Genomic DNA, 24,583 nt, shown 5'->3' with positions numbered 1-24,583 from the left:
TTTTAAAATATGAAAGATCGGCCGATTTTGAAAATACCGATAGATTTAATCCCGACGATTTATATATCCCGCAGCCGGTAAGCGGAAAATATTTGAGTGAGATCTAAAAGATGAACACTGCAACTTAGACAAGACCTATTTTCTATAAATAAATGTCGAAGTTTTTTAAAACAGTTTTAAAAGGGATTGAATTTCAATTTTTAAAAGATGAGACAATTGAAGCGAGCCGCACTCAAGCGGCGGCCGCTTTTCCAATAAAAAGAAAAACGTTTATGGCAGAGAATGATCTGATTTTTCGAATCTTTTTTATATTTCTCGTTTTATTCGATTTTCGGGAATCCTCAAGCGAACCGCAAAAACCGTTTTTCAAAAAAATAAACAAAAACGAAACAAAAAAATCAAAAAAACGATAACAAAAACAATACAAAAATCAAAGCAAAAAGACAGCAAAAGCTCTTCCAAAAAAACAATCACAAAAAAAATAGATAAGTAAAGAATTTCCGAAGAAATTCTTACTTAATTTTAGTTTAAACCTTTACGAGACAATTATGCCTGCTTCTTGTAAACCATGAAGTAGTATGCTGCGCCTGCGATGATGATGATCAACACAATTGCTGCAATGATGTACCACATGTATTTCTTGAAGAAGGATTCTTCTGCGGGTTTCTCCGGGTCAGGAGTTTCGTTTCCGGGTTCAGTGGGTGTTGTCACCGGAGGTTGCTCGGTGGGTGTTTCAGACGGTGTTTCGTCTGGAGGTGTAACATTTCCGCCGTCACCGACGATTGCATTGACGTAGAAGTATGCAAATTTGTTGGTGCTGTTGTCAGCTGTCTTCAAGTACATATTGTTGGCAATCTGCTTGTCCATATCTGTACTCCAGGAAATCTTAGAACCAGAGGAGAACTCAAGTGTCTTTGAAGAAACCGAGAGGTTGATTGGAGTGCTGTTGCTATAGTTCATACCAGGATCGAAGTAAACTGTAAGGTCAGCATCACCGTCATATTCAAGGACACCGAACTTGTCATCGGATTTAAGTTCAACAATGTTTTCGTAGTCCATAAGCCAAACACCGTCAAGTTCAACAAGACTGTCTTGTGTACCCTGGAACACGTCTTTCACGTGAACTCTGAGTACCTGAATATTCTTTTCATTGGAGATATTCTGTCTGAGAATCCAGTTGCTTGTGCTGTCGTTTGTGTTAACAATACTGGAGTTGATTTCCTTACCATCTTTGAGGAATTTGAGGTATGCTTTGTTACCGTCAACATCAATCTGGTCAACGATGAGAGTGTACCCTTCGCCGAGTTCTAATGTTGCACCAGTCTTCAAAGTGTACTTTTCATCATCATCGATAATGAGTTTTGCCATCTTATCAGGGGTAACATTGCTGAAAGCACCATCGACATCAACTGCATTGAACGGAACATATTTTTCACCAAAGAATCCCATAATCATATAGAATTCGGGGATATCAATAGTAGAAGCGCCATCCGCAATAGAACGCACCCAATCATATTCATATTCGACAGGTTTGGGTGTTGTTTCGTAAGTGAGGTCACCTTCCGGAATTTCAGTAGCGTTTGTACCAGTACCGAACTTCAAAACTTCAGTGTCAACTGCATTATCCATATCATAGAAGAATGCTGCAAAGGTTGTGAAGTTGAGTTCAGTTGAAGTTGGCGCACCGCCGACCCATGTAATTGTTGCACCACTGGCAGCGCCATAGTTAAAGACACTGCTGCGGATTTCATATGTGCCTGCATCAGTATACTCTTTGTAGAGATAGAATTTGTCAAGGCTGGCATCTGTTTTATTAAAGTTCTTTTCAGTCTTAATGTAGACACCCTTACCAAGTTCAATATCGGAATCAGCACTCAGAGTAACTTCTTCGGCTTCAAATTCTAATTTATAGTCGTCATCGACAGTACATTCGAATTTGCCGAACTTGTCATCAGATTTAACTTCAATTGCGTTGAGGTAGTCAACTAACCAAAGACCATCGATTTCAACGAGGCTGCTTTCTGTACCCTGGAAAACATCTTTAACGTGAACTCTTAAGACCTGAATGTTTTTGTCACCAAGAACAGTTAAATCAAAGATCCAAGTAGAGCTGTTGAGTCCCGTTTCGTTAGTGTTAACAATGCTTGAGTTAAGTTCTTTGCCGTCTTTCATGAGTTTGAGATATGCTTTGTTACCGTCAACATCAATCTGATCAACAATAATAGAGTAACCTTCACCCATTTCGAGGGTTGCACCAGTCTTTAATGTGTATTTTTCATCATCATCAATGACAAGTTTTGCAATTTTGGTTGCGCTAACTTTAGGTGCCACAGTTGCAATGGTTGCAGGAGTCCATGTACCATTAATGTTCTTTTGTCCGAGTGCAACGTACGGTTCTGCGAAGAAACCAATGACGGCATAGCCGAAGTTTTCAGCAGGAACAGATGTGTTTGCCCATCCGTCATATTCATAATTCTGGAATGCCGGAATAGTTGTGTATGTGACATTAACGTCACCTTTTTGACCAGCAGTGAATTCAAAAGTGATCGTTTCTGTTGAAACATTTTCATCAAGGTCATACCAAAGACCTGCCCAGTCAGCAGGTGTAATTGTAGCCGGAGAGATAGTTCCGCTACCATAGTGGATAATTGTACTTCTGATTTCGACGGAATCGACAACAGTATCTGCTGCGGCCATACCGGCGAATGCAAGAAGAACAAGTAATGCCACTAATAAGTGTTTCATTTGCATTTATTTTTCCTCCATATTAGAATGGTAAACACGGGTTTTGATTATTCGGTAATGAACGTAAATTCAACGAATTACATGAATTGTGAAATGTGTCCGAAAATCACTGAAATATCCGGCTTTTGCCGAATACAATGATAGTTACGAATACCCGAGCTTATACAGAGGATAAAACTGACAAAAGGGTTATTAAACTTTTGCGGTCATTTGAATAAAATTTGGGGCGGATTTTCACTTTAAAACGAGGAAGAAGTCGATAATCGACGACAACGATTTTTGAGAGCGGTAAAGCTATCATTTGAATTGAAGTTTTCGATTGATTGCAGTTTTATCGTGAAAATGCATGATTAAGAACGAAATCGGATTAGAATTTCGACTTTTTTTGTTGTTTTTTGTGGTTTTTAGAATTATTTTGAATTTTTGACGATTATTTTGAATTATTTTGAAAAATGTCGTAAATTCATTTAATTTTGTCGATTGGGAGATTTTGAGGGGATTATTGGCGGATTGAATGGATTGCAGAGAATAAAGTTGTTGCAAATTTTGCAACAACTGCGACAGACAGGAAAAACGGAATTAAGATTAATTCCAAAATAATAATTCTATAAAATCCAAATAGATATAATTCGAGAAAAAAGAAAAGTAATTTATATCAAAGAGTCTTGCTATTGATTGCTGCGTAAAAGCAGCGGGAAAGAAATCTATTCCGCCCACCGCCATCCGTAAGGCGGTTGTAATAAAATAGACCGGATCCAAATCTCCCCGGCTTTCCGACAGCCGGTGACAAAAATTAGTCGGATACACATGAGAATAGATTTCTTCCAACCTTGTTCTCCCGTAATGCTTATCATAATTTTTCATTAAATTTTATGTTGCGATGCGACTCATAAAGAAAAATTGATATACCACCAAGACAATTCATTGATTGTATAGCTGTTCATTCGGCTATTGAAGGAAATCTATTCCAAATGATCCCCGCTCTCCGGTATGCGGGGTATAAAATGGCCGGATACAAATGATCCCCGCTCTCCGGTATGCGGGGTATGAAATGGCCGGATACAAATATGGAGTAGTTTCCTTCCCAATTCTCTATTTTTGTTGTCAATTTGTTGCTTGAGTGCAACATTCGTAAAATCTCATAAAATAATCAGCATTTTCTGCGAATTGCTCTTCTGCCAATCGTATAAAGATATCAATTGCTGATAATGATTTGAATGTCAATAGTGTATGATTATTTCGAATTTGACTGTGTATGATTATTTAAAATGAGACTACTGATTATATTTACTGATTATAATTGATATTACAGGTGCACTAACATGTCAAATTGTTTTTATTTTATTTCAGATTACTTTTACGATGAATATCCTGACAATGGTTTAATGAAAAACAAAGACGGCACCGATGGAGAATTACATGGCAGACCTTGTTTCTTTTCAATTAAAGACACAAAACATCCTGAATTGTTTTGGCTCATCCCAATTTCGTCTCAACTTAAAAAATACAGAAATATCCATCGCAAAAAATTTGAAAAATACGGATACTGCAATACAATTTATTTTTGTAAGGTTTTAGGATACGAGAAAGCGTTTCTGATTCAGAATATGTTTCCGACGACTGAAGAATATATTGAATCAGTTTATACAGACACAAATAATGTCGAAGTAAAAATTGACGAGCGAGATGAAAAAAAGATAATAGGATTATCGAATGATGTTTTAAAAGCTCATGAAAAAGGGAAAGGCGTCTTTTTTACAGATGTTGATTCCATTAAAGAAAAACTGTTGATGAAAAACAAAAAGACTGAAAAGAAAAGGAATCGTAAGGCTTAACCGATATAAAGCTGCCGTTTTTAACAAAATCAAACGCATTAAATGAATGCAATAAGTTTCGCCTGATATGAGTAAATATTACAATTCAGAAGAGACAAAAAACAAAGAAATTGACATTTATTCGGCGAATATCGTTGCCGAAAACCAAGAAACATTCCAAAATAATTTTCTGACAGCTTATGTTGATCGACCGGATTTGACGGCAACCGAAAAAGTTTGCATCGGAAATTATCAGGACAAACATTCGTGGAATGAACAAAAAGGAAATTGGTCGTTTGATTTGCCGGAGATTTGGAGAAGTAAGCCGTGGTGTTTTGCGATAAACAATTGCTGTCGGCACTTAGAATTTTAGAATGATTTATTGATTGATGAAAAAGAATTGGTTGGTTTTAATGCTTTGAATATTGATAATTCGATTCGGAAAAGCAGAGCTGACAGAGATTATGTCGTATACAGAGGAGTAAAGGACATAGATTGGATAGAAAATCCGAATGTAGGGGGAACATTTACAGAAGATGCTTTTGGAAGTTTTTCATTGGATTTTAACAGGGCACTCAAATATTCAGATCCGGAAAAACCGATACTTTTCCAATTGAAATTGAGAAAAGGAATGAATGCTTTGTATTTAGACAAGGCGGAAAATGAAATATTGTGTCCGAGAAAATCAACATACATCATTACAAAAATTGAGAGTTTCAAGATAGAAAATATAAATAAGAGAGTGAAGATATACAGTATTGAAAAAATTTAAAAGTTGATTGATATGTGGTATGAATCTTTTAGTGAAATATTCAGATACGTCGGGCAAGCTCCCGAACCGACCCCGGAAGAAGCCGCCGAGATTGAAAAAACAATAAAAGAAATGAATGAAGATTTAGAATGTCAAATAAAGAGAATAAGAACAGGCATTCGCTTGGACGGGACAAAATACGATGATGAAGAACTCATAATATTTAAATCAATATTTGGAGAAGAAGGAGAAATTAAAAGAATTGAGAAATAAGCACATACTACTGAAAAAGTGAGAAGTGAATTGATATGCAGTGTGAATCTTTTAGTGAAATATTCAGATACGTCGGGCAAGCCCCCGAATTTACACCGGAAAAGAAAGAAGAAATTGAAAAAATGGTAAAAAGAGCAGAAGAAGAGATGAAACAAGAAATTCAAAGAATTAGAAAAGGGATTCAGTTAGACGGAACAAAATATCCCGAAGAAGATTTGATAAAAATCAGAGCTATGTTTGGAGAAATTGAAGAGTGAGTGGTGAATTAAAAAGATCTTGTCGATTTTCTGCAATTGGCGACTGACCAAACCCGTCGAATTCGACGGGTTAACCGTATGAAATGATCGAGTACAAATATAATATAATTTTTTTTAATTGTAAAAAAAATTAAGAAAACACCGGAAATTCCGGCAACTTTCTTTTATGTTCCGCCGATTTAACTCTTGAAACAATCGCATCACATTGTTCTTTGGAAAGATTAGATTCCGCTAAAACTTTTTCCAAATTTTCCGAACTCATTTTCGAAAATTGATCAATTCCGACTTTTTCAATCTCATATAACAGAGTGTCCAATTGCTCATAACGAACGCCGAGATCGTTTTCATCCGACTGGCCTTTCCAAAAACCCGCAGACGGCATTTTTGTCAAAACAGATTCAGGCAAATCCATAAATTTTGAAAGCAATCGAACTTCTGTTTTATACAAATCGGCAATCGGATCTAAATCAACGCCGCCGTCGCCGTATTTTGTGAAATAGCCGGTCAAGCGTTCCGTTTTATTTTTCGTGCCGATGACAAGCAAATTGCCGCGATTGGCATAATAATAAAGCAAAGACATTCGAAGTCTCGATTTCAAATTGCCCGACGGAATCAAAGTTTCGCCGAATTCCCAATAAGGCGAAGTTGTCGAATATTCAGCCAGTGCCGCCGGACGTTTGATTTCAAATGAAGATTTGGCGGCGGCAAACGCGGGAGACAGATTGATTTTCTGAAGCGTTAAGCCGAGCTGATTGGAAAGAAGTTCCGCATCCCGCAAATCGTCAGAATCAAATTCGATCGTGCTTCCGGGAGGCGCGTCGTAAAAGAAAATGGGATTCACATTTTCCGTGCCGAGCGCTTTAACGGAAAGAGCGGCAACAAGCGCCGAGTCAATGCCGCCGGAAAGACCAAGAACAACGCCGGAAGAGCCGGAGCCGCGGACAGTGTTTTGGATAAAATCAATAATTTTCGTTTCGGCAGCAGCCGCATCAAAATTTTGAAAAGGCGCCGGAACGGAGAAATGAACAGTTGTCATAATAATTAGATTGGAGCGGTTGGGCTTTAAAGTTTACTGATTTAAGTTGAAACGATTCAAAAAAGAATACGAAAGAAATAAATTATAACGGGCGTATTAATAGAATATTCAAATAAAGAAGATACGCCGCCGTTTCATTGAAAACGATTGCGGCAGTAATTTTAAGCGGGAAAATTTATGAAAAAGAATGAATTCATCAATGCAGACGCGCCTGTTCAAAAAAGACCCAAAGTCGACGAACTCCAAATGGAAGTCGAAAAAGTGTATCCGACCGACGACTACGGCAAAGGAATCATCCCGCTGACTCCCGAAGTCATGGAAATGCTCGGACTTTCCGTCGGCGAGCCTGTTGAAATCGAAGGCGAAAGAAAAACAGTAGCGCGCGTCTGGAAAGCTAACATTTTGGACGGAACGACTGACGAAACTCTTCGAATTGACACATTTATCCGCTACAACGCAAAAGTCACCGTCGGCGACAAAGTCACCATTCGAAAAGCAAAAGTCGTCCCCGCAAAAAAAATAACGGTCGCGCCGCTTGAAGAAGAACGGCTGACGCTGAGCGGGGAAATCGAAGATAAAATCAGATACAATTTAAGAGAACGCTATTTGGTCAAAGAAGACATCGTTCCCGTTCGAAAAGACATGCTCGGGCTCAATGATGTTTCACAGCCGGAAATGAAAAAACAAACGGTCGAATTCATGGTAACGCAGGTGACGCCGTCAAAATCACAAGTCGTCATCACCGACGAAACCCAAATCTCGTTTGAGAAAAGCGCAAACGGATACCGCAAAAAACATATTTCATATGAAGATATCGGCGGCCTCGGTGACAAATTGGCAGAAATCCGCGAAACCGTTGAACTTCCGATGAAGCAGCCGCGCTTGTTTAAAAGATTAAAAATCAGCCCGCCGAAAGGATTGATTCTTCACGGGATTCCGGGGACGGGAAAGACGATTATTGCAAGAGCGGTGGCGGACGAAATCGGCGCAAACTTCTATTACATCGCAGGACCCGAAATCATGCGCAGCGGATACGGTCAAAGCGAAGAAAAAATCCGCGAGCTTTTTGAAGAAGCCGCGAAAAATGCGCCGGCAATCATTTTTATTGATGAGATCGACTCGATCGCGCCGAAAAGAGAACAATCCGGAGAAGTGGAGCGAAGAATCGTCTCCCAGCTGCTGACCGTAATGGACGGCATGATGGATACGACTCAAGTTTTCGTGATCGGAACGACCAACAGAATTGATTCCATCGACTCCGCGCTTCGCCGCCCCGGCCGATTTGACAGGGAAATTGAGATCGGCGCGCCGGATGCGGCCGGCAGAGAAGAAATTATCAGAATTCACGCGCGTGCAATGCCTTTGGAAGGCTACCCGAAAATCAGAATGATTGAGGCAGCGCTCAGAAAAGCAAAAGAAACCGCGAAGTATAATGCCGATAACGGCAACACCGACAGCGGAACACAAGCGGCGGACAAATCTGCGATTGCCGATTACACGAAAAAGCTTGCTGCGGCAAAAGAGCAATACGAGCAGAATGCAAAAACAGTGTTCAAGGAGATGGCCGCGCAGACGCAAGGCTATGTCGGCGCCGACTTGGCCGCCCTTTGCCGCGAAGCTGCGCTGAATGCCGTTAAAAGAATCGCTCCGACAGTCGATTTGGATGAAAATTTGAGCGATGAAATTTTGGAAACGCTTGTCGTGACCAACAAAGACTTTGAGCGCGCGGTCAAAAACAGTGAGCCGTCCGCGCTTCGAGAGATTTATGTTGAAATTCCTGAAATTTCATGGGACGATATCGGCGGTCTTGAAAACGTCAAGCGTCAAATCGTTGAAACGTTAGAATGGCCGCTTAAATATCCCGAGAAATTTGAACAATTCGGAATTGAGCCGCCGAAAGGCATTTTGCTTTACGGGCCGCCCGGAACCGGCAAAACGATGCTGGCGCAAGCCGTCGCTCATGAATGCGAAACAAGTTTTATCAGCGTCAAGAGCACGGAATTGCTTTTGAAATGGGTCGGTGAATCTGAAAAAGCGATGAAAGAAATATTCAGAAAAGCAAAACAGGCGTCTCCGACGATTATATTCTTCGATGAAATTGACGCGTTTGCAACCGCTCGCGAAAGCGGGTCAGCAGGAACGCGATCGGTCGCAGAAAGCACGCTCAATCAGATGCTTGTTGAGATGGACGGCATCGAGCGCCTTAAAGATGTGTTTGTTGTTGCGGCAACCAACCGCCCCGACACGCTTGATCCCGCGCTCATCCGCCCCGGCCGCTTAGACAGAATGGTTTATGTCGGCGTGCCTGATCTTGCCGGCCGAAAATCGATTTTTGAGATTTATTTGAAGAAAACGCCGCTTGCCGATGATGTCAGTATTGACAGGCTTGCTGAGACGACGAGAGGATACACGGGGGCCGATATTGAAGCGGTTTGCCGTGAAGCGGTGATGACGGCGCTTCGAACGAATATGAGTGTTCAGACAGTGACGGCAGACGATTTTGAGACGGCGCTGACAGTGATTCGCCCGTCCGTCGGCGAAGAGCTGAATCAGAAATATGAGAAGATGGAAGATTTCATCAAACACAAAGATGAACCCGATGATGATTATTTCACCGCTTACAACTGAAATTCAATAATGAACCGGTAATCAAAATAACAACAGTAAACAAATAAACAAACAGAAAGCAAAATAAACAAACAGTACGCAAAAAAACGAATAAAAACCAAAAGATAAACAAAAAAATGAAAATGTATATAAAATAAAAGTGAATTAAATAAAGCAATAATAATGCAAGATTTTGCACAATTTATTCAATTCATTCAATTATCATAAATTCACTTTTCACAATTCAAAGAGGAAATGACAATGAAATATTATGCAAAGCGTCTTTTAGACAACAAAAAAATCATGTCAACGGATGCCAAAGAACTCGGAACACTTGAAGACATTCATATCAATGCCAAAACAGGCGCCATCATGGATTTGGTTGTCAGTCCCGCGGAAGGCTTGGATCTCGCCAAATATCAAAAAGAAGAAGATTACATTTTGATTCCGTTCGGTGCCGTCAGCGCCGTTAAAGACTATATCATTGTCGACAAAGACAAAGCAAAAGCCTTTATGATGAGATAATTCGAGAAATCGATTCATCTCACTTTTTCTCTTTTATTTTTCATTTCGACGCCTTGCGCGCGAGCCGTTCCGTTTTATATAATTTTTCCAAAATTCGTCCATCATTTTTTTATTTTATTTTGTTTTCCAAATTCGTCCGTCATTTCTTATTTTATTTTCAAATTCGCCTGCCCATTCTTATTTTATTTTCAAATTCGTCTATCGTTTCTTATTTTATTTTCAACGAAACCCTAAACATCCAATTTTAAGAAAATCGGTGAACCTGAACGCCCGATAAAACCTGAATCTTAAAATAAATTTCATTAAAAATGGCGTTCCGTTTTTGAAAATTTGAATGAAAGATGATGTTTCAATCAATCCGAGATTGAATTAAATTTCAAAAGCCGTCCCCGCAAGTTGAGTTTCCGAGCGAAGCGAGGAAACGAGACTTGGCGGATTCTTCCCAATCAAAATAAAAAACTAAAAACTATTGCTTTTTAGTGCTGCTCGACTCCTGCCAGGCCTGCAAGTCTGCAACTGTCTTTAAATGTTGCCGCTGCAATCAGGTTTGCGTTTCCGCGTGCGTGGCGGTTTGCGTTTCCGCGTGCATCTGCTCTTTTTTAAAAAATCCGTTCGCATTCGCGAACGTGCCGCCGCTACCTACAGATTTCTGTTTCCGCTGCTACCTACAGGTTTCGGTTTCCGCCGCTACCGTCAGGTTTGCGTTTCCGCTGCTACCTACAGGTTTGTGTTTTCGCTTGCAAGTCGGGTTTGCGCCGCATTTGCCGCTGCCGGCAACACGCTACAGCTGCCCGCCGGCAGTCGCAGCAGCTGCCCGCCGTCCGCGCGAGCCGCTCCACTTTTCATTTTATTTTTCAAAGCCGCTCGCTTCACTTTTCATTTCAATTAAAAACTCATCCTTCGTTTTTCAAAACAAATTAAAAATCAAAAATAAAAATTAAAAATTAAAAATTAAAAATTAAAGCAAATTTTCAGCCGTTTTCCAGGATTTTCGAACGTAATCGGGGAAATCGCCGTGTTCTTTCGCATAATTTTCCATAAATTGTTTCGTTTTCGGATCGGACGGATAGCCGCTGCCGAAATCAACGCCTTCCTTTTTCTTGAGTTCTTCGATCAACTCATCACGCCTTGTTTTTGCCAAAATGGATGCTGCCGAAACAACGGGGCTGATCGCATCCGCTTTGTGTTTTGAAACATATTCGATATTATCGGCGCGCTTTTCAAATTTTTTAGCATATTCGTCATGAACACGGCGCGCAAAACGATCTTCGGAAACATCCGCCGCATCCAAATAAACAATATCGAAAGATTTGTCTTCGGGAACAGACAGCTCTTCCATGACTTTTGAAAAACAAAGAACCATAATTTCATTCATCGTCATGATTTTGCGCAAATCATCGATTTGCTTCGGTTCAACTTCATAAATATACCACGACGTTACGTATTTCTTAATTGAAACCGCCAATTGTTCTCTTTTTTTGGCAGTCAGCTTTTTAGAGTCGGCAACACCCAATACTCTGAGCTTGTTTTCCTGCTCTTCTGTTGCGCAAACGCCGGCAATGCACATCGGACCGATGACCGGTCCCTTCCCCGCTTCGTCAATTCCTAATAAAATTTCCGGCATATCTTTTTCTCCAAATTATTAATATTTAATTTGTAAATTTTAATTTGTAAATTTTGGATTTATTTGGATTTGTAATATGTTCTTTTTCTTTTATGCTTTATGGTTTTTTGTGTTTTATTTTACAATTATTATTTTCAAATAATTGACTTAACGGCTTTTTTTAATAGGAGAAGGATTATTTAGGATTTTAATGACCCGCATTATTCCCGAAGACGAACGTTCGAGCGAACCGCTCGACACCGAAAACATAATTCACCACCCCGACATGGAACGCGCCAACGATTGGATCGTGACCGAATATGAAATTCCGTCGCGCAAAATCTGCATATTTGTCCCGTGTTCCAAAAAAAAACCATACCACACGAGCCCGTCTCATCAAAAATTCGATGAAATCATTTATTCCATGCTCGACGAAGATGACGTTCACATCGTAACTTTCGGAACCTGCGGCGTCGTTCCGAGAGAATTGGATGTCGAATATCCTTTTATGAATTACTCTTTCATGATGGGACAATGCAACGTTGCAAAAGTCAAGCGCGATTTCTTAAAAACCGAAACAAAAAGAATTTCGGAATATTTAGAACGGACAAAAGAGAATTATGAATACAGAATCGCATACTGTATCGGCGATTTCAGGGAAGCGATGACGCGCGCGTCCGAGCAGACCGGAATTCCCATAGATATTATTCCAAAAAACGAAACAATTGAGCGCAACATCCAACCGAATAAAAAATTCATTTACAACAGTCTCTCCTGTTCCGATTATTTGTCGGATTTTTCAGCGGCAATTGCAAAAGCAATGGAAACGGTCGGCATTATCGGAAAATCTGACGTTGTCATCAAAGAAGATGCCGATTTTGAAGATCCCGAATGGTACGAACATTGATTCGGATTGTTTGTTTTTATTCAAAATTTTTCATTGAAATTCGAGAGTATGCTGCATTCCATTTTTGAGACAGGATTTATTTTTTGTTTATTTTTTGTTTATTTTTTGTTTATTTTTTGTTTATTTTTTGTTTATTTTTTGTTTATTTTTTTTATTTTTAATTAGCTTTCATTTTTCTGAATTTGTCTTTTTCATTCATCTTTTTTAAATTACAACCGTTTTATCTTTTTCGAATTTGCTCTTCAAAATATTTATTTACCGAAATATTCATAAACAATACGGACCTTAGACATTTCTGCTTATTTTTATTTAAAAAACAAATTCTAAAGGCGTTGTAATTTTAGAATAAGTTCTTGAAATCACTCTCTTTTTGAAATTTTATAATCGAAACATTAAAATCCCAGCTACCCAATTATAATAATGGTATTATTCGGGAAATAAACATTTGATTATTTTCAGAATTAAAAAACGAAATAAAAGACGTACTTTTGCTGGTTTTAATCACGGGAGAAGGGGATTTTTCTTATGATTTGTTCAGTTATATTTGTACGGCTTTTCTAAAAACCGTTACTTTGTTGATGTTATGGAGGTTACATCAATATGAAATCGTGTTTAATTGATACAATTTTCCTTTCCGACAAACGGAAAAACTTGCTCCTGCTTTTACTTGAAGGGCCACAGACATCTGATGATATCAAAGATAAGTTAAATGTCAATTGGGGCGCGATGATTCCGCAGATTAAAAAGCTGGAAGAATGGGATCTGATCACCAGCAAAGATCGTGTTTATTATCTGACAGATATGGGACGCGCAATCGCCAACAATTCAAAACAGCTTTTAAACATTCTCTGCGTCTATGAGAACAATCAGAAATACTGGGCAACACATGACTTATCCGGCATTCCGCCGCACCTTTTAGACAGAATCGGAGAGCTCGGCCCGTGTAAGCTGATAGAATCAGACTTAGCACACGTATTTGACGCAAATAAAGATGTCGTTGAAGCAATGGAGAATGCAAAACACTGTACGACACTGTCCAATTTCTTCCAGCCGCAGTACAATAAAATGTATAACGGTATGATCAAGAACGGCTGCGATTTGACATTGATTTATTCTCAATCTGTTTTTGAAAGAATCATTTCAGAATACGTTTATGACGGCACCGCCGAATTGGATGATGTTAAGTTTTTAGACTGGAAAAAGACAAAGTTCCATGTCATCCCGGACGGTCTCGGCATCACAGAAATTTCAGTTACAAACGAGATGGCTCTTCTCGGTTTGTTTGACAGCGACAACAGATTCGACTCCAGATATATTTTGAGTCAGGGCGATCGTGCCCGCAACTGGGGTCTTGAACTCTGCGAACATTTGGCAAAAGGCGGCAAAAGAATTGAAACAGATGTTAAAGACTGAATTTTTCAGCTTTAACCTTCTGTTTTTAAAATACTTTTCAAACTATTTTTCAAATGTTTTCAAAATATAATTTATAATATTTTTTTCAAAAGAAGCTGTCCCTTTTTTTTGTATTGTTCGCTTATTCATATCCTTCCGCAAGCATCCTGCGGCAATTTTCCAAGTCTTCCTGCGTGTTGACATTCATTGCCAGCCGCGGGTCATCAACGATATAATTGAAATCCGGCTGCTCATTGTTGATGTCTGACGCATCTAAAATGTTGATTCCGGTCGGAACAATCAGTTTTGTATTTTTATGAAAGACTGTATCGGGGCGAATGCCGATTTTTTTGCAGAGCGCAATCGGGACATAGACGGAAAGCGCCGGTTCTTCGCATGTTTCATATTTTTCAAGGACTTCATCGATGATATCGGAGCGGACAAGCGGAAGATCGCACATCACAACCATGACGGGACCGTTTAATTCCGCTGCTTTGATTGAATAAATCATATCGCCGACATAACTGCCTTCTGCGGCTTCAATTAAACAAATTTCGGGGAAAGTTGTCTCAATCAATTTTTTTGTATCAGGCGTTGCCTGCGTCACGGAGACGTAAATCTTTCCGATGCCTTTTGCACCCTGAAGCGCGCCGATGATGTATGAAATCAAAGGTTTGCCGTTTAATTCAATGCAGGATTTTTCGCCCGACCCCATTCGCTGCGCGAGGCCGCCGGCCATGATTAAAGCGTCCAAAACATCCCTCCGTATAAAAGGAAGAGTATGACGGCAATTGATGCAATTGTTATGATGCGGCCGACTTCATTGGCTGTTCCGATGCCGTCACCGTTTAAGCCTTCAAAATGACGGTTGCTGATTTTCAAAATAATGAGCGCGGCAATTGTTGAAATGATAAGCGCGGCAATTCCAAGAAAGCCGAGCAGCAGTGTTGAAATGACTGCCGTAAAGAGAATGCCGATTGTGAAATTTCTGCGCGTGCCGCCGGCAATCGTCATTGAGCCGAGTCCTTCGCTGAATGATTTGCCGAACGTCGCAATTGTCAGCATGGCCTGTTTGCCGTTTGTTTCCGCAACTGTGACGACGATTGCCATCAAAGCAGCAGTTGTGAGCGCGCCGGTCCAAGCGGCAGACAGCCCTGCACCTGCAATTGCCGCAGATGCAATCGAAAAGAGTCCCGCGTACGGAACCGCACCGATTGACGTGGATATGTTTTCAAGAGCGGCGAGTGATGAATAAAACAAAAGCATCAAAAGAACGGCAAACGCAACGCCGCCGATGCCGAGTGACATGTCTTTGAGCGCTTTTCTTTTCTTTTCAAGCGATCCGTGAGCCGTCATGCCGTCACCCATGTCGGAAACGCCGTCCAAATGATTGAACCAAATGATTCCGTATGTCGCAAGCATGATCGCAATAATTGTCAGCGGCGTCGGAAGAACGATTTCTGCCGCAAACGTGATGATTCCGATCAGAATGCCGAGGCAGAACCCGACAATCGGATACATATAAAGGCGCTTCATCAGCGCTTCAATGCCTTCCATTGTGATTCCGACAGGAATGACGGATAAAAAACCGAAACCGGCTTTGAAAGCTTCCCAAATTGTCATTTATTTTCCTCCGCCTTCATTTCTTTTGCATTTGTTTCATCCGTCTTCGTTTCTTTTGCATTTGTTTTCTTTGTATTCATTTCATCCGGATTCATTTTCTGCGTTCCTTCATCTTCTGCTGCTTCCGACATTGCGCGCGAATACATATTTGCCGACACGCCGCCGAGGAGACCGCCGATGATATCGTCCATAAACATGCCCAAATGTTTTAAAATGCCGGGTTTGTTTTTGTCGAATCGGACGAATTCGAATTTGCCTTTGGTGCCGCCGATGTATCCGGCAACGGCTTCGCCGAGAATTTCGTCGGCAACAATAAATGAAAGGTCCTGCTCGTATGATTTTTTGCTGAGGCCGGGGAGAGTGCCTTTTTGCCCTTCCTTTTCCAAAAGGAGAGCGGTGTAAATCAAAAGCTGAAGATTTGAATCATTGATTGCGTAATCGAATTCTCTTTTAAAAATAATGCGCGCTTTTTCTTCGGTTTCAATTCCGGGATGCGGCACGTAAAACTCCATTGCGGTATTTTCCATATCCGCGTAAGTGATGCCGAAGTCTTTTAAAACATCCGTGATGTTTCGAGAAGCTTCTTCTTCAATGACATCCGGCTGCTCTTTCTGAAAGCCGTCATCAATATTTGATAATTTCATTCATCTCCCTCTCTTTTTCAGCTTATATCTCTTTTGAATAATTTTTAAACAATTAAATTTTCAGCTTATTTTCTGATTCAAGTTAATTTTTAAATTAATTTTAAATTAATTTTAAATAATTTTTAAAAATTTTTAGATAAATTTTAGATATTTGATAAATTTGTGATAATTTTGTGATTAAATTGTGGGATAATTTTGTGATAAAATTGTGGAATTTTGTGATAAAATGTGGATAATTTTGTGATAATTTTGTGATAATTTTGTGATAAATTTGTGATAATTTTGTGATAAATTTGTGATAAATTTGTGATAAAATTGGATAATTTTGATGCTTTTTAAATTTTTATAAAGCTTATTTCTTTTACGAATAGTGTTTTACTTTTATTTTCTTTTCCCTTTTCAAATCAGTGAAGCGGCATACCAAATCAAAATAATTGCCAAAACCGCTGCAATGGCAGTAATGACGGACGTAAGAATGATTAAAGTCGAAACACGCGTGATGTCTGATGCTTCCGGCTCTCTGTATTCGTTTCCGATGATGTAAGAGTCGGGCTTATCGAATCGAATGTGAAGCGCGCCTGCCGCTGCCGCCATCGGCCAGCCTGAGTTGGGCGACGGTGTTATTTTATGCTCTTTCATTGCCAATTTAAATCCGTCAATCGGGCTCAATTTTTCAAGATCTCCGACCATGAAGTTTGAAAAGCCGGCGCCAACGGCAATAAATATCGGTGAAAGGCGTGCCGGAATCCAATTCAAAACATCGTCGAATTTCGCTGAAAACCAGCCGAGATGAAGATATTTTTCACTTTTGTACCCGACCATTGAATCAAGCGTGCTTGCCGCTTTAAAGAGATACGCTGCGGGAAGTCCGAGCGGACCGAACACGACGTAAAAGAATACGGGCGTCAGCATCGCGTCGACATAGTTTTCGGAAATAGATTCAATGACTGCCGAAATGATTTGGCTTTTGCTCAGCTTTGATGTGTCGCGGCTGACATATGTGTACAATTCTTTTCGAACCGTTTCAATATCGTTATCCAATTTTTGCTGAATTTCTTTTGCCGGCTGAACCATGCATTTGATTGCAAATGTCGCTTTCAAAAAGATTGCCTGAGTCAAAATACCGACTGCGTAAGGCATATATTCGTGATGAGAAATCAAAACGACTGCAACCGCAAGCAAAACGGAGAAACAAATGACTGTTAAAGCCATCATGATGCCGTAAGCTTTTCTGTACTTTTTCGGCGCTTTCGATTTTAAAAATCCGATCAATTTACCGATCCAAACGACAGGATGAACAGCGGACGGCGGCTCACCGAAGATGAGATCAATAAAGACTGCCAGAAGCAAAACCAAAATCAATTCACTTGACGTGTATGTAAAAGCTTCCGACAAATATTGAAAGGCTGTTTCAAAAACCATAAACATTCGGCTCCGATTAAAAGTCAAACAAATAAAATTCAAGATTCAACGATGAATCAAATAAATATTAAACACAAACATTAAACACAAACATTAAACACAAACATTAAACACAAACATTAAACGCTAACATTAAACGCTAACATTAAACGCAATCAATTAAATGAAACTATTAGATGTAAATATTAAACGTAATCTTAAATGTAAACATTAAACGCAATCAATTCGATGAAATTACTAAACACAATCATTAAACGTAATTATCAAATGTAAACATAAAACACAATAATTAAAGTAAACATTTACAATCATCAAAAACAACAAAATTTTCATTGTTTTGCGGATTTCGGATTTTTCTCATTTTGGATTTTTATCCTTCTCTTCTTTTATTCTCCGGCACACGGCAAGAACATGGTCGCTGTCTCTTTCTTCCATGATCGGCAGAATGATTTCGTCCCATTCTTTCTTCAATATTTCTTCCGTATCTCCGTCTTCCATGAGTCCTTCAAGCATTTTTTCAACGACGGGCGGAATATGAGGAACATAACAATCCACGCAGCTCCAAACTTGTCCGCCTTTTGAACTTTGAATGTATTTGCCGCCGCCTCTTTCATCTTTACAGGGATAGAACGGGCAATAACAGAATGTACAATCCTGACCTTCAAAATGGCATGGGTAGTATTCGCACGTTTCTCTTTTGTTCTGCTGCAGTCCTTTTTTGTGCGTCGTGAGCGCGGATTTCAGTTCGCTGTCGGCGAAATCTTTTGCCCATTCGTCAAAAACAATCGGTATTGTTTTGATGAATTTTTCGTTTTCGGGACGCGTTCGGACGGCGATTCGGATAAAATCTTCGCCGAGTCCTTTAAATGAAATGCAATTGCGGATCAATATGCCGTTTTTGGCAAACCGCTCAACGAGTTCGGTGGACTTGACCGTCCGTTCGCTGATGTCGACTAAGAGAAAATTCGTGGTGGCAACGCCCGGTTTGAATCCCCAGACTTTGGAAAGCTCGTCTTTTAAGAAGTTGGCTTCTTTGAGAATCAATTCCCTGGATTTTATCAGATAATCGCTGTTGACACCGCCGCCCATTGACATGAGCGCAGCGCCGACGTTTTCTTGAAGCGGGCTGAGATTCCATGACAGGCGGGCGTTGTTGAGCGCTGCTGCAATTTCCGGGTGCGCCGCGCCGAAGCCGAGGCGAATGCCGGGAATTTCAAAGCATTTTGTGAGCGAGCGCATGATAAAAACAAATTTGTGATCGGCAACCAAATCGCAGACGGATTGGTCGGGATCGGAAATTTCAATGAAAGCTTCGTCCATGAAAAGAACGGTTTTTGATTTTTCGCAGATTTCCGCAAGTTTGATCAAATCTTCGCGTTTTCTGAGAACAGCCGTCGGATTATTCGGATTGCATATGAAAAGTATTTTGGCGCCGATTTCTTTCAATTCGTCGACCGTTAATGTTTCGACTTTTTCCTGCGGGATGTAAACGATTTCCGCATTTTGAAGACGGCATTGGATTTCGTATTCGCCGAATGTCGGATACGGGATAATGACTTTGTCGCCTTCGTTTAAAACGCATTGGCAGAAAAGTCTGATAATTTCAGTGGACCCGTTTCCTGGAATGATATTTTCTTTGGTCAGGCGGACATTCGCTTTCGTGCCGCCATTTGCATTATTTATATCGCCGTTTGCCGCGATTCCGGAGTTCAGAAACGTTGCCGCAGCTTCTCGGAATTTGAGATATCTGTTGTCGGGATAATTGTATGTTTCGGGATAGGATTCGGCGGCCAATTTTAAGAAGTTTAAACCGTATTCGGGATGATCGAACGGTGTTTTAAAAGGATTGAGATTGGCGCTGAAATCAAGTATCTCGTCTTCGGAAAGGCCGTATTTTTCGGCGTTTTCCTTAATCAGTCCCCCGTGAAGACATCCTTGAAAGCTTTGAATGTGTTTTTTTAACGGATTCTGACTCATATCGTCTCTCATAGTCTCAGCTATGAAATTGGATTTTAACGTATATTAAGCTGTTCGTATGGTTCATTTTAATTGTTTTTTTGGCGCAGCCTTTCGAAAAATTACTTTTGTTAAATCCAATCCTCTGAATTTTTATATTTAATCTTTTTTGATAATCATCACAAATTCTATATCGAAAAACGTCTTTTTCTTTGCATGGCTCGTTTTTCGGGAATTGTATCGGATATTGACGGCACGATCACGCATAATGACCGCCGTTTGTCGGTTGAAGCGCTGAAAGCGGCGCATATGATTTCGGGCCGCATTCCGTTTATTTTGGCTTCGGGAAATACGCTTTGCTTTACGAGAGCGATTTCCGTGATGCTCGGCACGCGCTCGCCGCTCATTGCCGAAAACGGCGGTCTTCTTCTGACATCTTATGACGGCGACCCGATTTTGATTGAGCCGCGTATGAGTGAATTAAAGGCGGCGCTTGCTGTTCTCCAAGATCATTTTGATTTGTGCATTTTTGATTCTCGCGACCGCGTCACCGACGTTTCTTTTGCCAAAACGGTTCAAAAAGAAGAAATTCTGCCGTTTTTGTCGGATTTTAAAAATATTCATTTCGTGGATGCCGAATATGCTTTTCATTTGACGGATAAAAACATTTGCAAAGGCGATGCGCTGTCAAGAATGTCTGAAATGATGAATATGAAGCCGAAAGATTTTGTTGCAATTGGCGATTCGAACAATGATATTGATTTATTCCAAGCCGCCGGCTTATCTTTTGCGGTTGCGAGCGCGACAGACGCGGTCAAAAAAGAAGCGGATCATGTCCTTCAAAAAGGATTCGGCGACGGTTTTGCCGAGATGATCGATTATTTGATTCAAAATGATTTGATCGAATTGGAAGATGAGAGACGCGATTATTACTTTTGATTTGGGTTAAATCAAAATAAAATCCATTGGACGTTTTTCGAATAGTTAAAACGAAAAGTGAAGCGATTGTTTTTGAAAAACTGAAATGAAAAACGAAGCAGTCATTTTTTGGAAATTAAATGTAAAATGAAGAGTTGTTTTTGAAATTGAAATGAAAAGCGGAGCGAACGTTTTTGAAAATTGAAATGAAAAGCAAAGCGAGCGTTTTTGAAATTGAAATGAAAAGCGGAGCGAACGTTTTTGAAAATTGAAATGAAAAGCGAAGCGAGCGTTTTTGAAATTGAAATGAAAAGCGGAGCGAACGTTTTTGAAAATTGAAATGAAAAGCAGAGCGAACATTTTTGAAAATTGAAATGAAAAGCAGAGCGGCGCGCGCGGCGGCGGCAGCTGCTGCGGCTGCCGGCAGCGGCAACTGCGGCGCAGATCTGAAACATGACCGGCAAGCGGAAACAGAAACCTGACTCCAAGTGGAAACAGAAACCTGACTCCAAGTGGAAACAGAAACCTGACTCCAAGTGGAAACAGAAACCTGACTCCAAGTGGAAACAGAAACCTAAAGGTAGCAGCGGCGCGTTCGCGAATGCGAACGGATTTCTTAAAAAAGAGCAGATGTAGGCAGCAATGCAAACCAGACTTGCAAACGGAAGCGCAAACCGCCACGCAGCAGCAACGCAAACCTGATTGCAGCAGCAACGCAAACCTGATTGCAGCAGCAACGCAAACCTGATTGCAGCAGCAACGCAAACCTGATTGCAGCAGCAACGCAAACCTGATTGCAGCAGCAACGCAAACCTGATTGCAGCAGCAACGCAAACCTGATTGCAGCAGCAACGCAAACCTGATTGCAGCAGCAACATTAAAAAACAGTCGCAGACTTGCAGGCTTAGCAGGAGTCGAGCAGCAACTAAAAAGCAATGGTTTTGAGTTTTTATATTCGTATGGTAAGAATCCGCCAAGTCTCGTCTCCTCGCTCCGCTCGGAAACTTGAAACTTCGTTTCAAGTCCGGTTCGCCGCTTCGCGCCGCCCGGAACTCAAATTGCGGAGGCGGTTTTTGAATTTTAATTCAATCTAAAATTGATTGAAACATCATCTTTCATCAATATTTTCAAAAGCGGAACGCCTTTTTTTATCCAAAATCTAAAACATTTTTTAGGGTTTTATCGGGCGTTCAGGTTCAACGATTTTCTTAAAATTGGATGTTTAGGTTTTTGATGCGAAATAAAATAAAAACGGCAGACGGATTTGAAAAACAAAATGAAAAACGCGGGATGAGTTTTGAAAAAATAAAACAAAAATGGAGCGGCTCGCGCGCGCCCGCCGCCCCGAAAATCACAAAACTTGGATTTGGACTCGCCCCGCGCTTAAACAGTTCTGAGCGCGTCCACCGGATTCATATCTGCCGCGCGCTTTGCAGGATAAACGCCGGCAATCACGCCGATAACAACCGATACGATGAGAGCGCCGACAATCACGCCGAATGAAACCGACATCGTAATTCCGAGCGCAGCGGATCCGATATACGAAATAATCAAGCCTAAAACTGTTCCGGCGGCGCCGCCGATTAAACTGATAACAACGGATTCAACGAGGAACATTGATAAAACATCACTTGAAGTGTAACCGAGCGCCTTGAGCGTTCCGATTTCTTTCGTTCTTTCCGTAACGGTCACAATCATAATATTCATGATACCGACAGAGCCGACAACAAGCGAAATGCCGCCGATTGCAATCAAAAACAACTGCATCGTCTGCGTCATGGAACTGACCTGCTCCAAAATTTCCACCTGATTCATAGTTCTGAACGGAATCAAGTCATCGTTGTCCAAATTGCGCTCGGAAACGCCTAAATTTCGAGCCAAGTTGCGCTCGATTTCTTCATCCGTTTCTTTAACCGTTTCATTGGATTCGGTCATGGCAAACATACTCGGATAATCGTCGCGGCCCGACATTTCTTTCATAACGGCAATCGGAATATAAATTCCCGTATTAGAATCGGCGCCCGTCACGATACTTGTGTTTTCGGAGCCGGAAATCCCTTTGACTCTGAACATTCGAGTGACATATTCTTCTGTATCGTTATTGTAGATCGTCACTTCAATTGAACTGCGCGTTGTGATCGTGTTTTTGTAATCATCATAAGCAATGTCCCTGCCGATGACAATTGCGGCCGTATCCTGATCGCTGATAAAAGTGCCGTCATACATCGGAACAGAACCGACTTCCGCATAATCCTCCAGCACCCCAATCACACGATAATCACGCGCTTCTCCCATGAAAGTAACCGTTCCGTCAACGCCCAAAACAGGAGAAACCGCAACAACGCCGCGCGTATTGCGGACGACTTCCACCTGCTGATCAAAAAACAGGTTTTCTTTGGTTGACATAACCATCACATAATTGGAACCGCTGGAGCTGATTTGTTCCGAAAAGAAAGCGCCGAAGCTGGCGCCGAGCGTAAAAGTCGCAATAACGGCGGCAATGCCGATGATGATTCCAAGCGCCGTCAGTCCCGAACGAAGCTTAGCGCTTTTCAAACTCTCGACCGCCATTTTCATGCTGTGAGAAAGACTGATCATTTCAACCGCCTCGGAATATTTTCAATATTCGTCATCAGACAAACATCCGTCAATAAACAAATATCCGTCAATAAACAAATATCCGTCAATAAACAAATATCCGTCAACAAACAAATATCCGTCAACAAATAACCATTCATCATACAGCCGCTCATCAGACATCCCTCAAAGCTTCGACAGGATTCATTTTTGCGGCGCGGTAAGACGGCTGAGCGCCGGCCAAAACGCCGACCGCGACGGACAGACCGATGCCGACCAAAACGCCTGAGTACGGAACGGACATGGAAAGCCCGAGCATGCTCGCGCCGATATAAGCAATCGCAAGACCGAGGATCGTTCCGATAATGCCGCCGATGATACTGATAATAATCGATTCGACGACGAAAAGCAGCAAAACATCTTTGGAAGAATAACCGAGCGCTTTAAGCGTTCCGATTTCGCGCGTTCTTTCAGTCACAGTCACAATCATAATATTCATAATGCCGACAGCGCCGACAACAAGAGAAATGCCGCCGATGGCAATCAAAAACATTTGAAGCGTGCTTGTCAGCGTGCCGATTTGATCCAAGATTTCCGCCTGATTCGTTGTCATGAACGGAATTTTCTCTTCATCGTCCAAATCACGTTCGGAAACGCCTAAATTGCGCGCGAGCCGCCTTTCGATTTCATCTGTCGTTTCATTAATATCGTCACGCGAATCCGTCATCGCGTAAATGTTGTCGTAATAATCTTTTCCGGTCATTTCCTGCATAATATGCGTCGGAATCGCAATCAGCGTATTTTCACTGCCGCCCGTGACCAAACTGGTTTCGTCGGAACCTAAAATACCGACGACCTTAAACATTTCCGTCACATTTTCTTTGGTTTTGGAATTGTAAAGCGTAATTTCAATCGTGCTTCGGAGACCGATTTCTTTTTTGAATTCTTCCTGAGAAATATTTTTTCCGACGACGGCGACATAAGAATCCTTATCGGTATACATTTGGCCGTCATACATCGGAATGGACAGGATTTCTATCATGTCCTCTTGCGTTCCGAGTATCGTCAGATTTTTCGCCTCATTTGCAAAAGTCACGACTCCCGTTTGCGAAACTTCCGTTGCGACGCCTGTGACGCCGGGCGTGTTTCGAACAATATCCAATTGAGAATCATAAAAAAGATTTGATTTGGAAGCGCCGACCAAAACGTAATTTGAGCCCTGCGTATCCAATTGTTCCGTAAAATAGCCGGTAAAACTGCTGCCAAGCGTAAAAGTCGCAATCACGGCCGCGATGCCGATAATAATCCCGAGAGCCGTCAATCCCGAGCGAAGCTTAGCGCTTTTCAAGCTCGCAATCGCCATTTTAAAACAATAAGAAAGACTGATCATTTCGACAACTCTTGATTACGGAAAATATTACCGTTTAATGTTTACAATTTAAATTCATTCAGTTTACAATATTTTTGCTTAGACAATTTCATTCTTCATAAAGTCTTCTGAAAGTCTTCTGAAAGTCTTCTGAATCAATGAGT

24 protein-coding genes are annotated in these 24,583 nt (G+C 41.0%); 11 read left to right on the top strand and 13 right to left on the bottom strand.

The features are described from left to right. Positions 1-546 precede the first annotated feature (546 nt). Together MmiHf6_RS09575 and MmiHf6_RS09570 are read right to left on the bottom strand one after the other, a co-directional pair. Positions 547-2,751 (bottom strand): S-layer protein domain-containing protein, encoded by a 2,205-nt coding sequence (locus MmiHf6_RS09575; RefSeq protein WP_316557566.1) that lies wholly within the window; start codon positions 2,749-2,751, stop codon positions 547-549. A gap of 579 nt (positions 2,752-3,330) precedes the next feature. Beyond that, entirely contained in the window at positions 3,331-3,573 is a 243-nt protein-coding gene (locus tag MmiHf6_RS09570; protein WP_316557565.1) for a hypothetical protein, read from the bottom strand. A 494-nt stretch (positions 3,574-4,067) separates the two neighbouring features. Between MmiHf6_RS09570 and cptIN the strand changes: the two genes are divergently transcribed. The 5 genes from cptIN (at position 4,068) to MmiHf6_RS09545 (ending at position 5,840) form a co-directional block, all read left to right on the top strand. Further along, entirely contained in the window at positions 4,068-4,580 is a 513-nt protein-coding gene (gene cptIN, locus MmiHf6_RS09565; protein ID WP_316557564.1) for a type III toxin-antitoxin system CptIN family toxin, read from the top strand. Positions 4,581-4,647: 67 nt separating this feature from the next. Beyond that, the gene (locus tag MmiHf6_RS09560) at positions 4,648-4,932 is read left to right on the top strand and encodes a hypothetical protein (protein WP_316557563.1); all 285 of its coding nucleotides are present in this window, start codon (positions 4,648-4,650) and stop codon (positions 4,930-4,932) included. A 9-nt stretch (positions 4,933-4,941) separates the two neighbouring features. After that, positions 4,942-5,331: an ADP-ribosyltransferase gene (locus tag MmiHf6_RS09555; RefSeq protein WP_316557562.1), complete on the top strand. Its 390-nt coding sequence runs from the start codon at positions 4,942-4,944 to the stop codon at positions 5,329-5,331. Between the two features lie 12 nt (positions 5,332-5,343). Further along, positions 5,344-5,583 carry a hypothetical protein gene (locus tag MmiHf6_RS09550; RefSeq protein WP_316557561.1) on the top strand — a complete coding sequence of 80 codons (240 nt, stop codon included), beginning with the start codon at positions 5,344-5,346 and terminating at the stop codon, positions 5,581-5,583. Positions 5,584-5,618: 35 nt separating this feature from the next. Further along, positions 5,619-5,840: a hypothetical protein gene (locus MmiHf6_RS09545; RefSeq protein ID WP_316557560.1), complete on the top strand. Its 222-nt coding sequence runs from the start codon at positions 5,619-5,621 to the stop codon at positions 5,838-5,840. A gap of 130 nt (positions 5,841-5,970) precedes the next feature. On the opposite strand, the gene MmiHf6_RS09540 is transcribed toward MmiHf6_RS09545, so the two are convergent. Then, positions 5,971-6,876, bottom strand: coding sequence for an NAD+ synthase (locus MmiHf6_RS09540; protein WP_316557559.1), 906 nt, complete (start codon positions 6,874-6,876; stop codon positions 5,971-5,973). A gap of 177 nt (positions 6,877-7,053) precedes the next feature. On the opposite strand from MmiHf6_RS09540, the gene MmiHf6_RS09535 reads away from it, so the two are divergent. The 3 genes from MmiHf6_RS09535 (at position 7,054) to MmiHf6_RS09525 (ending at position 10,949) form a co-directional block, all read left to right on the top strand. Continuing rightward, positions 7,054-9,504 (top strand): CDC48 family AAA ATPase, encoded by a 2,451-nt coding sequence (locus MmiHf6_RS09535; protein WP_316557558.1) that lies wholly within the window; start codon positions 7,054-7,056, stop codon positions 9,502-9,504. A 240-nt stretch (positions 9,505-9,744) separates the two neighbouring features. Beyond that, the gene (locus MmiHf6_RS09530; protein WP_316557557.1) at positions 9,745-10,008 is read left to right on the top strand and encodes a PRC-barrel domain-containing protein; all 264 of its coding nucleotides are present in this window, start codon (positions 9,745-9,747) and stop codon (positions 10,006-10,008) included. A gap of 479 nt (positions 10,009-10,487) precedes the next feature. Continuing rightward, positions 10,488-10,949: a hypothetical protein gene (locus MmiHf6_RS09525; protein WP_316557556.1), complete on the top strand. Its 462-nt coding sequence runs from the start codon at positions 10,488-10,490 to the stop codon at positions 10,947-10,949. 17 nt (positions 10,950-10,966) lie between these two features. Here MmiHf6_RS09525 and rnhB read toward each other — a convergent pair whose 3' ends face one another. Further along, a complete protein-coding gene (gene rnhB, locus MmiHf6_RS09520) occupies positions 10,967-11,632 on the bottom strand; it encodes a ribonuclease HII (RefSeq protein WP_316557555.1) in 666 nt (221 codons plus the stop codon). 190 nt (positions 11,633-11,822) lie between these two features. On the opposite strand from rnhB, the gene MmiHf6_RS09515 reads away from it, so the two are divergent. Together MmiHf6_RS09515 and MmiHf6_RS09510 are read left to right on the top strand one after the other, a co-directional pair. Then, positions 11,823-12,518: a DUF5591 domain-containing protein gene (locus MmiHf6_RS09515; RefSeq protein ID WP_316557554.1), complete on the top strand. Its 696-nt coding sequence runs from the start codon at positions 11,823-11,825 to the stop codon at positions 12,516-12,518. A gap of 600 nt (positions 12,519-13,118) precedes the next feature. Continuing rightward, positions 13,119-13,931 (top strand): helix-turn-helix transcriptional regulator, encoded by an 813-nt coding sequence (locus MmiHf6_RS09510; RefSeq protein WP_316557553.1) that lies wholly within the window; start codon positions 13,119-13,121, stop codon positions 13,929-13,931. 121 nt (positions 13,932-14,052) lie between these two features. Here the strand turns inward: MmiHf6_RS09510 and MmiHf6_RS09505 are convergent, their stop codons facing one another. The 5 genes from MmiHf6_RS09505 to MmiHf6_RS09485 all read right to left on the bottom strand — a co-directional run bounded on the left by MmiHf6_RS09505 (position 14,053) and on the right by MmiHf6_RS09485 (position 19,588). Continuing rightward, the gene (locus tag MmiHf6_RS09505; RefSeq protein ID WP_316557552.1) at positions 14,053-14,664 is read right to left on the bottom strand and encodes an NTP transferase domain-containing protein; all 612 of its coding nucleotides are present in this window, start codon (positions 14,662-14,664) and stop codon (positions 14,053-14,055) included. Further along, the gene (locus MmiHf6_RS09500; RefSeq protein WP_316557551.1) at positions 14,652-15,533 is read right to left on the bottom strand and encodes an adenosylcobinamide-GDP ribazoletransferase; all 882 of its coding nucleotides are present in this window, start codon (positions 15,531-15,533) and stop codon (positions 14,652-14,654) included. Before MmiHf6_RS09500 ends, MmiHf6_RS09505 begins: the two co-directional genes overlap by 13 nt. Further along, complete coding sequence (gene cobZ, locus MmiHf6_RS09495) at positions 15,530-16,177, bottom strand: alpha-ribazole phosphatase CobZ (RefSeq protein ID WP_316557550.1); 648 nt, start codon at positions 16,175-16,177, stop codon at positions 15,530-15,532. The genes MmiHf6_RS09500 and cobZ overlap by 4 nt, the downstream gene beginning before the upstream one ends. 399 nt (positions 16,178-16,576) lie before the next feature. Next, positions 16,577-17,599 (bottom strand): cobalamin biosynthesis protein, encoded by a 1,023-nt coding sequence (locus tag MmiHf6_RS09490; RefSeq protein ID WP_316557549.1) that lies wholly within the window; start codon positions 17,597-17,599, stop codon positions 16,577-16,579. Positions 17,600-17,956: 357 nt separating this feature from the next. After that, complete coding sequence (locus MmiHf6_RS09485) at positions 17,957-19,588, bottom strand: aminotransferase class I/II-fold pyridoxal phosphate-dependent enzyme (RefSeq protein ID WP_316557548.1); 1,632 nt, start codon at positions 19,586-19,588, stop codon at positions 17,957-17,959. Positions 19,589-19,771: 183 nt separating this feature from the next. On the opposite strand from MmiHf6_RS09485, the gene MmiHf6_RS09480 reads away from it, so the two are divergent. Further along, positions 19,772-20,494, top strand: coding sequence for a phosphoglycolate phosphatase (locus MmiHf6_RS09480; protein ID WP_316557547.1), 723 nt, complete (start codon positions 19,772-19,774; stop codon positions 20,492-20,494). Between the two features lie 101 nt (positions 20,495-20,595). Here the strand turns inward: MmiHf6_RS09480 and MmiHf6_RS09475 are convergent, their stop codons facing one another. The 4 genes from MmiHf6_RS09475 to MmiHf6_RS09460 all read right to left on the bottom strand — a co-directional run bounded on the left by MmiHf6_RS09475 (position 20,596) and on the right by MmiHf6_RS09460 (position 24,440). Then, entirely contained in the window at positions 20,596-21,450 is an 855-nt protein-coding gene (locus tag MmiHf6_RS09475; RefSeq protein ID WP_316557546.1) for a hypothetical protein, read from the bottom strand. Positions 21,451-21,856: 406 nt separating this feature from the next. Then, the gene (locus MmiHf6_RS09470) at positions 21,857-23,071 is read right to left on the bottom strand and encodes an ABC transporter permease (protein ID WP_316557545.1); all 1,215 of its coding nucleotides are present in this window, start codon (positions 23,069-23,071) and stop codon (positions 21,857-21,859) included. Between the two features lie 21 nt (positions 23,072-23,092). Then, positions 23,093-23,233 carry a hypothetical protein gene (locus MmiHf6_RS09465; protein WP_316557544.1) on the bottom strand — a complete coding sequence of 47 codons (141 nt, stop codon included), beginning with the start codon at positions 23,231-23,233 and terminating at the stop codon, positions 23,093-23,095. Beyond that, on the bottom strand, positions 23,226-24,440 hold the full coding sequence (locus MmiHf6_RS09460; RefSeq protein WP_316557543.1) for an ABC transporter permease: 1,215 nt from the start codon (positions 24,438-24,440) through the stop codon (positions 23,226-23,228). Before MmiHf6_RS09460 ends, MmiHf6_RS09465 begins: the two co-directional genes overlap by 8 nt. Positions 24,441-24,583 lie beyond the last annotated feature (143 nt).

It is taken from the genome of Methanimicrococcus hongohii, from assembly GCF_032594095.1.
Lineage (GTDB): Archaea > Halobacteriota > Methanosarcinia > Methanosarcinales > Methanosarcinaceae > Methanimicrococcus > Methanimicrococcus hongohii.
The sequence above is the reverse complement of the archived record's forward strand: the minus strand, read 5'-3'. Positions and strand labels throughout refer to the sequence as shown.

Excerpts from the sequence above, each read along its gene's own strand:
- MmiHf6_RS09490 (WP_316557549.1), bottom strand. The coding sequence starts at position 17,599 with ATGGTTTTTGAAACAGCCTTTCAATATTTGTCGGAAGCTTTTACATAC.
- MmiHf6_RS09465 (WP_316557544.1), bottom strand. The coding sequence starts at position 23,233 with ATGTCTGATGAGCGGCTGTATGATGAATGGTTATTTGTTGACGGATAT.
- MmiHf6_RS09535 (WP_316557558.1), top strand. The coding sequence starts at position 7,054 with ATGAAAAAGAATGAATTCATCAATGCAGACGCGCCTGTTCAAAAAAGA.
- cptIN (WP_316557564.1), top strand. The coding sequence starts at position 4,068 with ATGTCAAATTGTTTTTATTTTATTTCAGATTACTTTTACGATGAATAT.
- MmiHf6_RS09560 (WP_316557563.1), top strand. The coding sequence starts at position 4,648 with ATGAGTAAATATTACAATTCAGAAGAGACAAAAAACAAAGAAATTGAC.
- MmiHf6_RS09550 (WP_316557561.1), top strand. The coding sequence starts at position 5,344 with ATGTGGTATGAATCTTTTAGTGAAATATTCAGATACGTCGGGCAAGCT.
- MmiHf6_RS09500 (WP_316557551.1), bottom strand. The coding sequence starts at position 15,533 with ATGACAATTTGGGAAGCTTTCAAAGCCGGTTTCGGTTTTTTATCCGTC.
- rnhB (WP_316557555.1), bottom strand. The coding sequence starts at position 11,632 with ATGCCGGAAATTTTATTAGGAATTGACGAAGCGGGGAAGGGACCGGTC.
- MmiHf6_RS09515 (WP_316557554.1), top strand. The coding sequence starts at position 11,823 with ATGACCCGCATTATTCCCGAAGACGAACGTTCGAGCGAACCGCTCGAC.
- MmiHf6_RS09460 (WP_316557543.1), bottom strand. The coding sequence starts at position 24,440 with ATGATCAGTCTTTCTTATTGTTTTAAAATGGCGATTGCGAGCTTGAAA.
- MmiHf6_RS09545 (WP_316557560.1), top strand. The coding sequence starts at position 5,619 with ATGCAGTGTGAATCTTTTAGTGAAATATTCAGATACGTCGGGCAAGCC.
- MmiHf6_RS09530 (WP_316557557.1), top strand. The coding sequence starts at position 9,745 with ATGAAATATTATGCAAAGCGTCTTTTAGACAACAAAAAAATCATGTCA.
- MmiHf6_RS09470 (WP_316557545.1), bottom strand. The coding sequence starts at position 23,071 with ATGATCAGTCTTTCTCACAGCATGAAAATGGCGGTCGAGAGTTTGAAA.
- MmiHf6_RS09480 (WP_316557547.1), top strand. The coding sequence starts at position 19,772 with ATGGCTCGTTTTTCGGGAATTGTATCGGATATTGACGGCACGATCACG.
- MmiHf6_RS09575 (WP_316557566.1), bottom strand. The coding sequence starts at position 2,751 with ATGCAAATGAAACACTTATTAGTGGCATTACTTGTTCTTCTTGCATTC.
- MmiHf6_RS09540 (WP_316557559.1), bottom strand. The coding sequence starts at position 6,876 with ATGACAACTGTTCATTTCTCCGTTCCGGCGCCTTTTCAAAATTTTGAT.
- cobZ (WP_316557550.1), bottom strand. The coding sequence starts at position 16,177 with ATGAAATTATCAAATATTGATGACGGCTTTCAGAAAGAGCAGCCGGAT.
- MmiHf6_RS09510 (WP_316557553.1), top strand. The coding sequence starts at position 13,119 with ATGAAATCGTGTTTAATTGATACAATTTTCCTTTCCGACAAACGGAAA.
- MmiHf6_RS09485 (WP_316557548.1), bottom strand. The coding sequence starts at position 19,588 with ATGAGAGACGATATGAGTCAGAATCCGTTAAAAAAACACATTCAAAGC.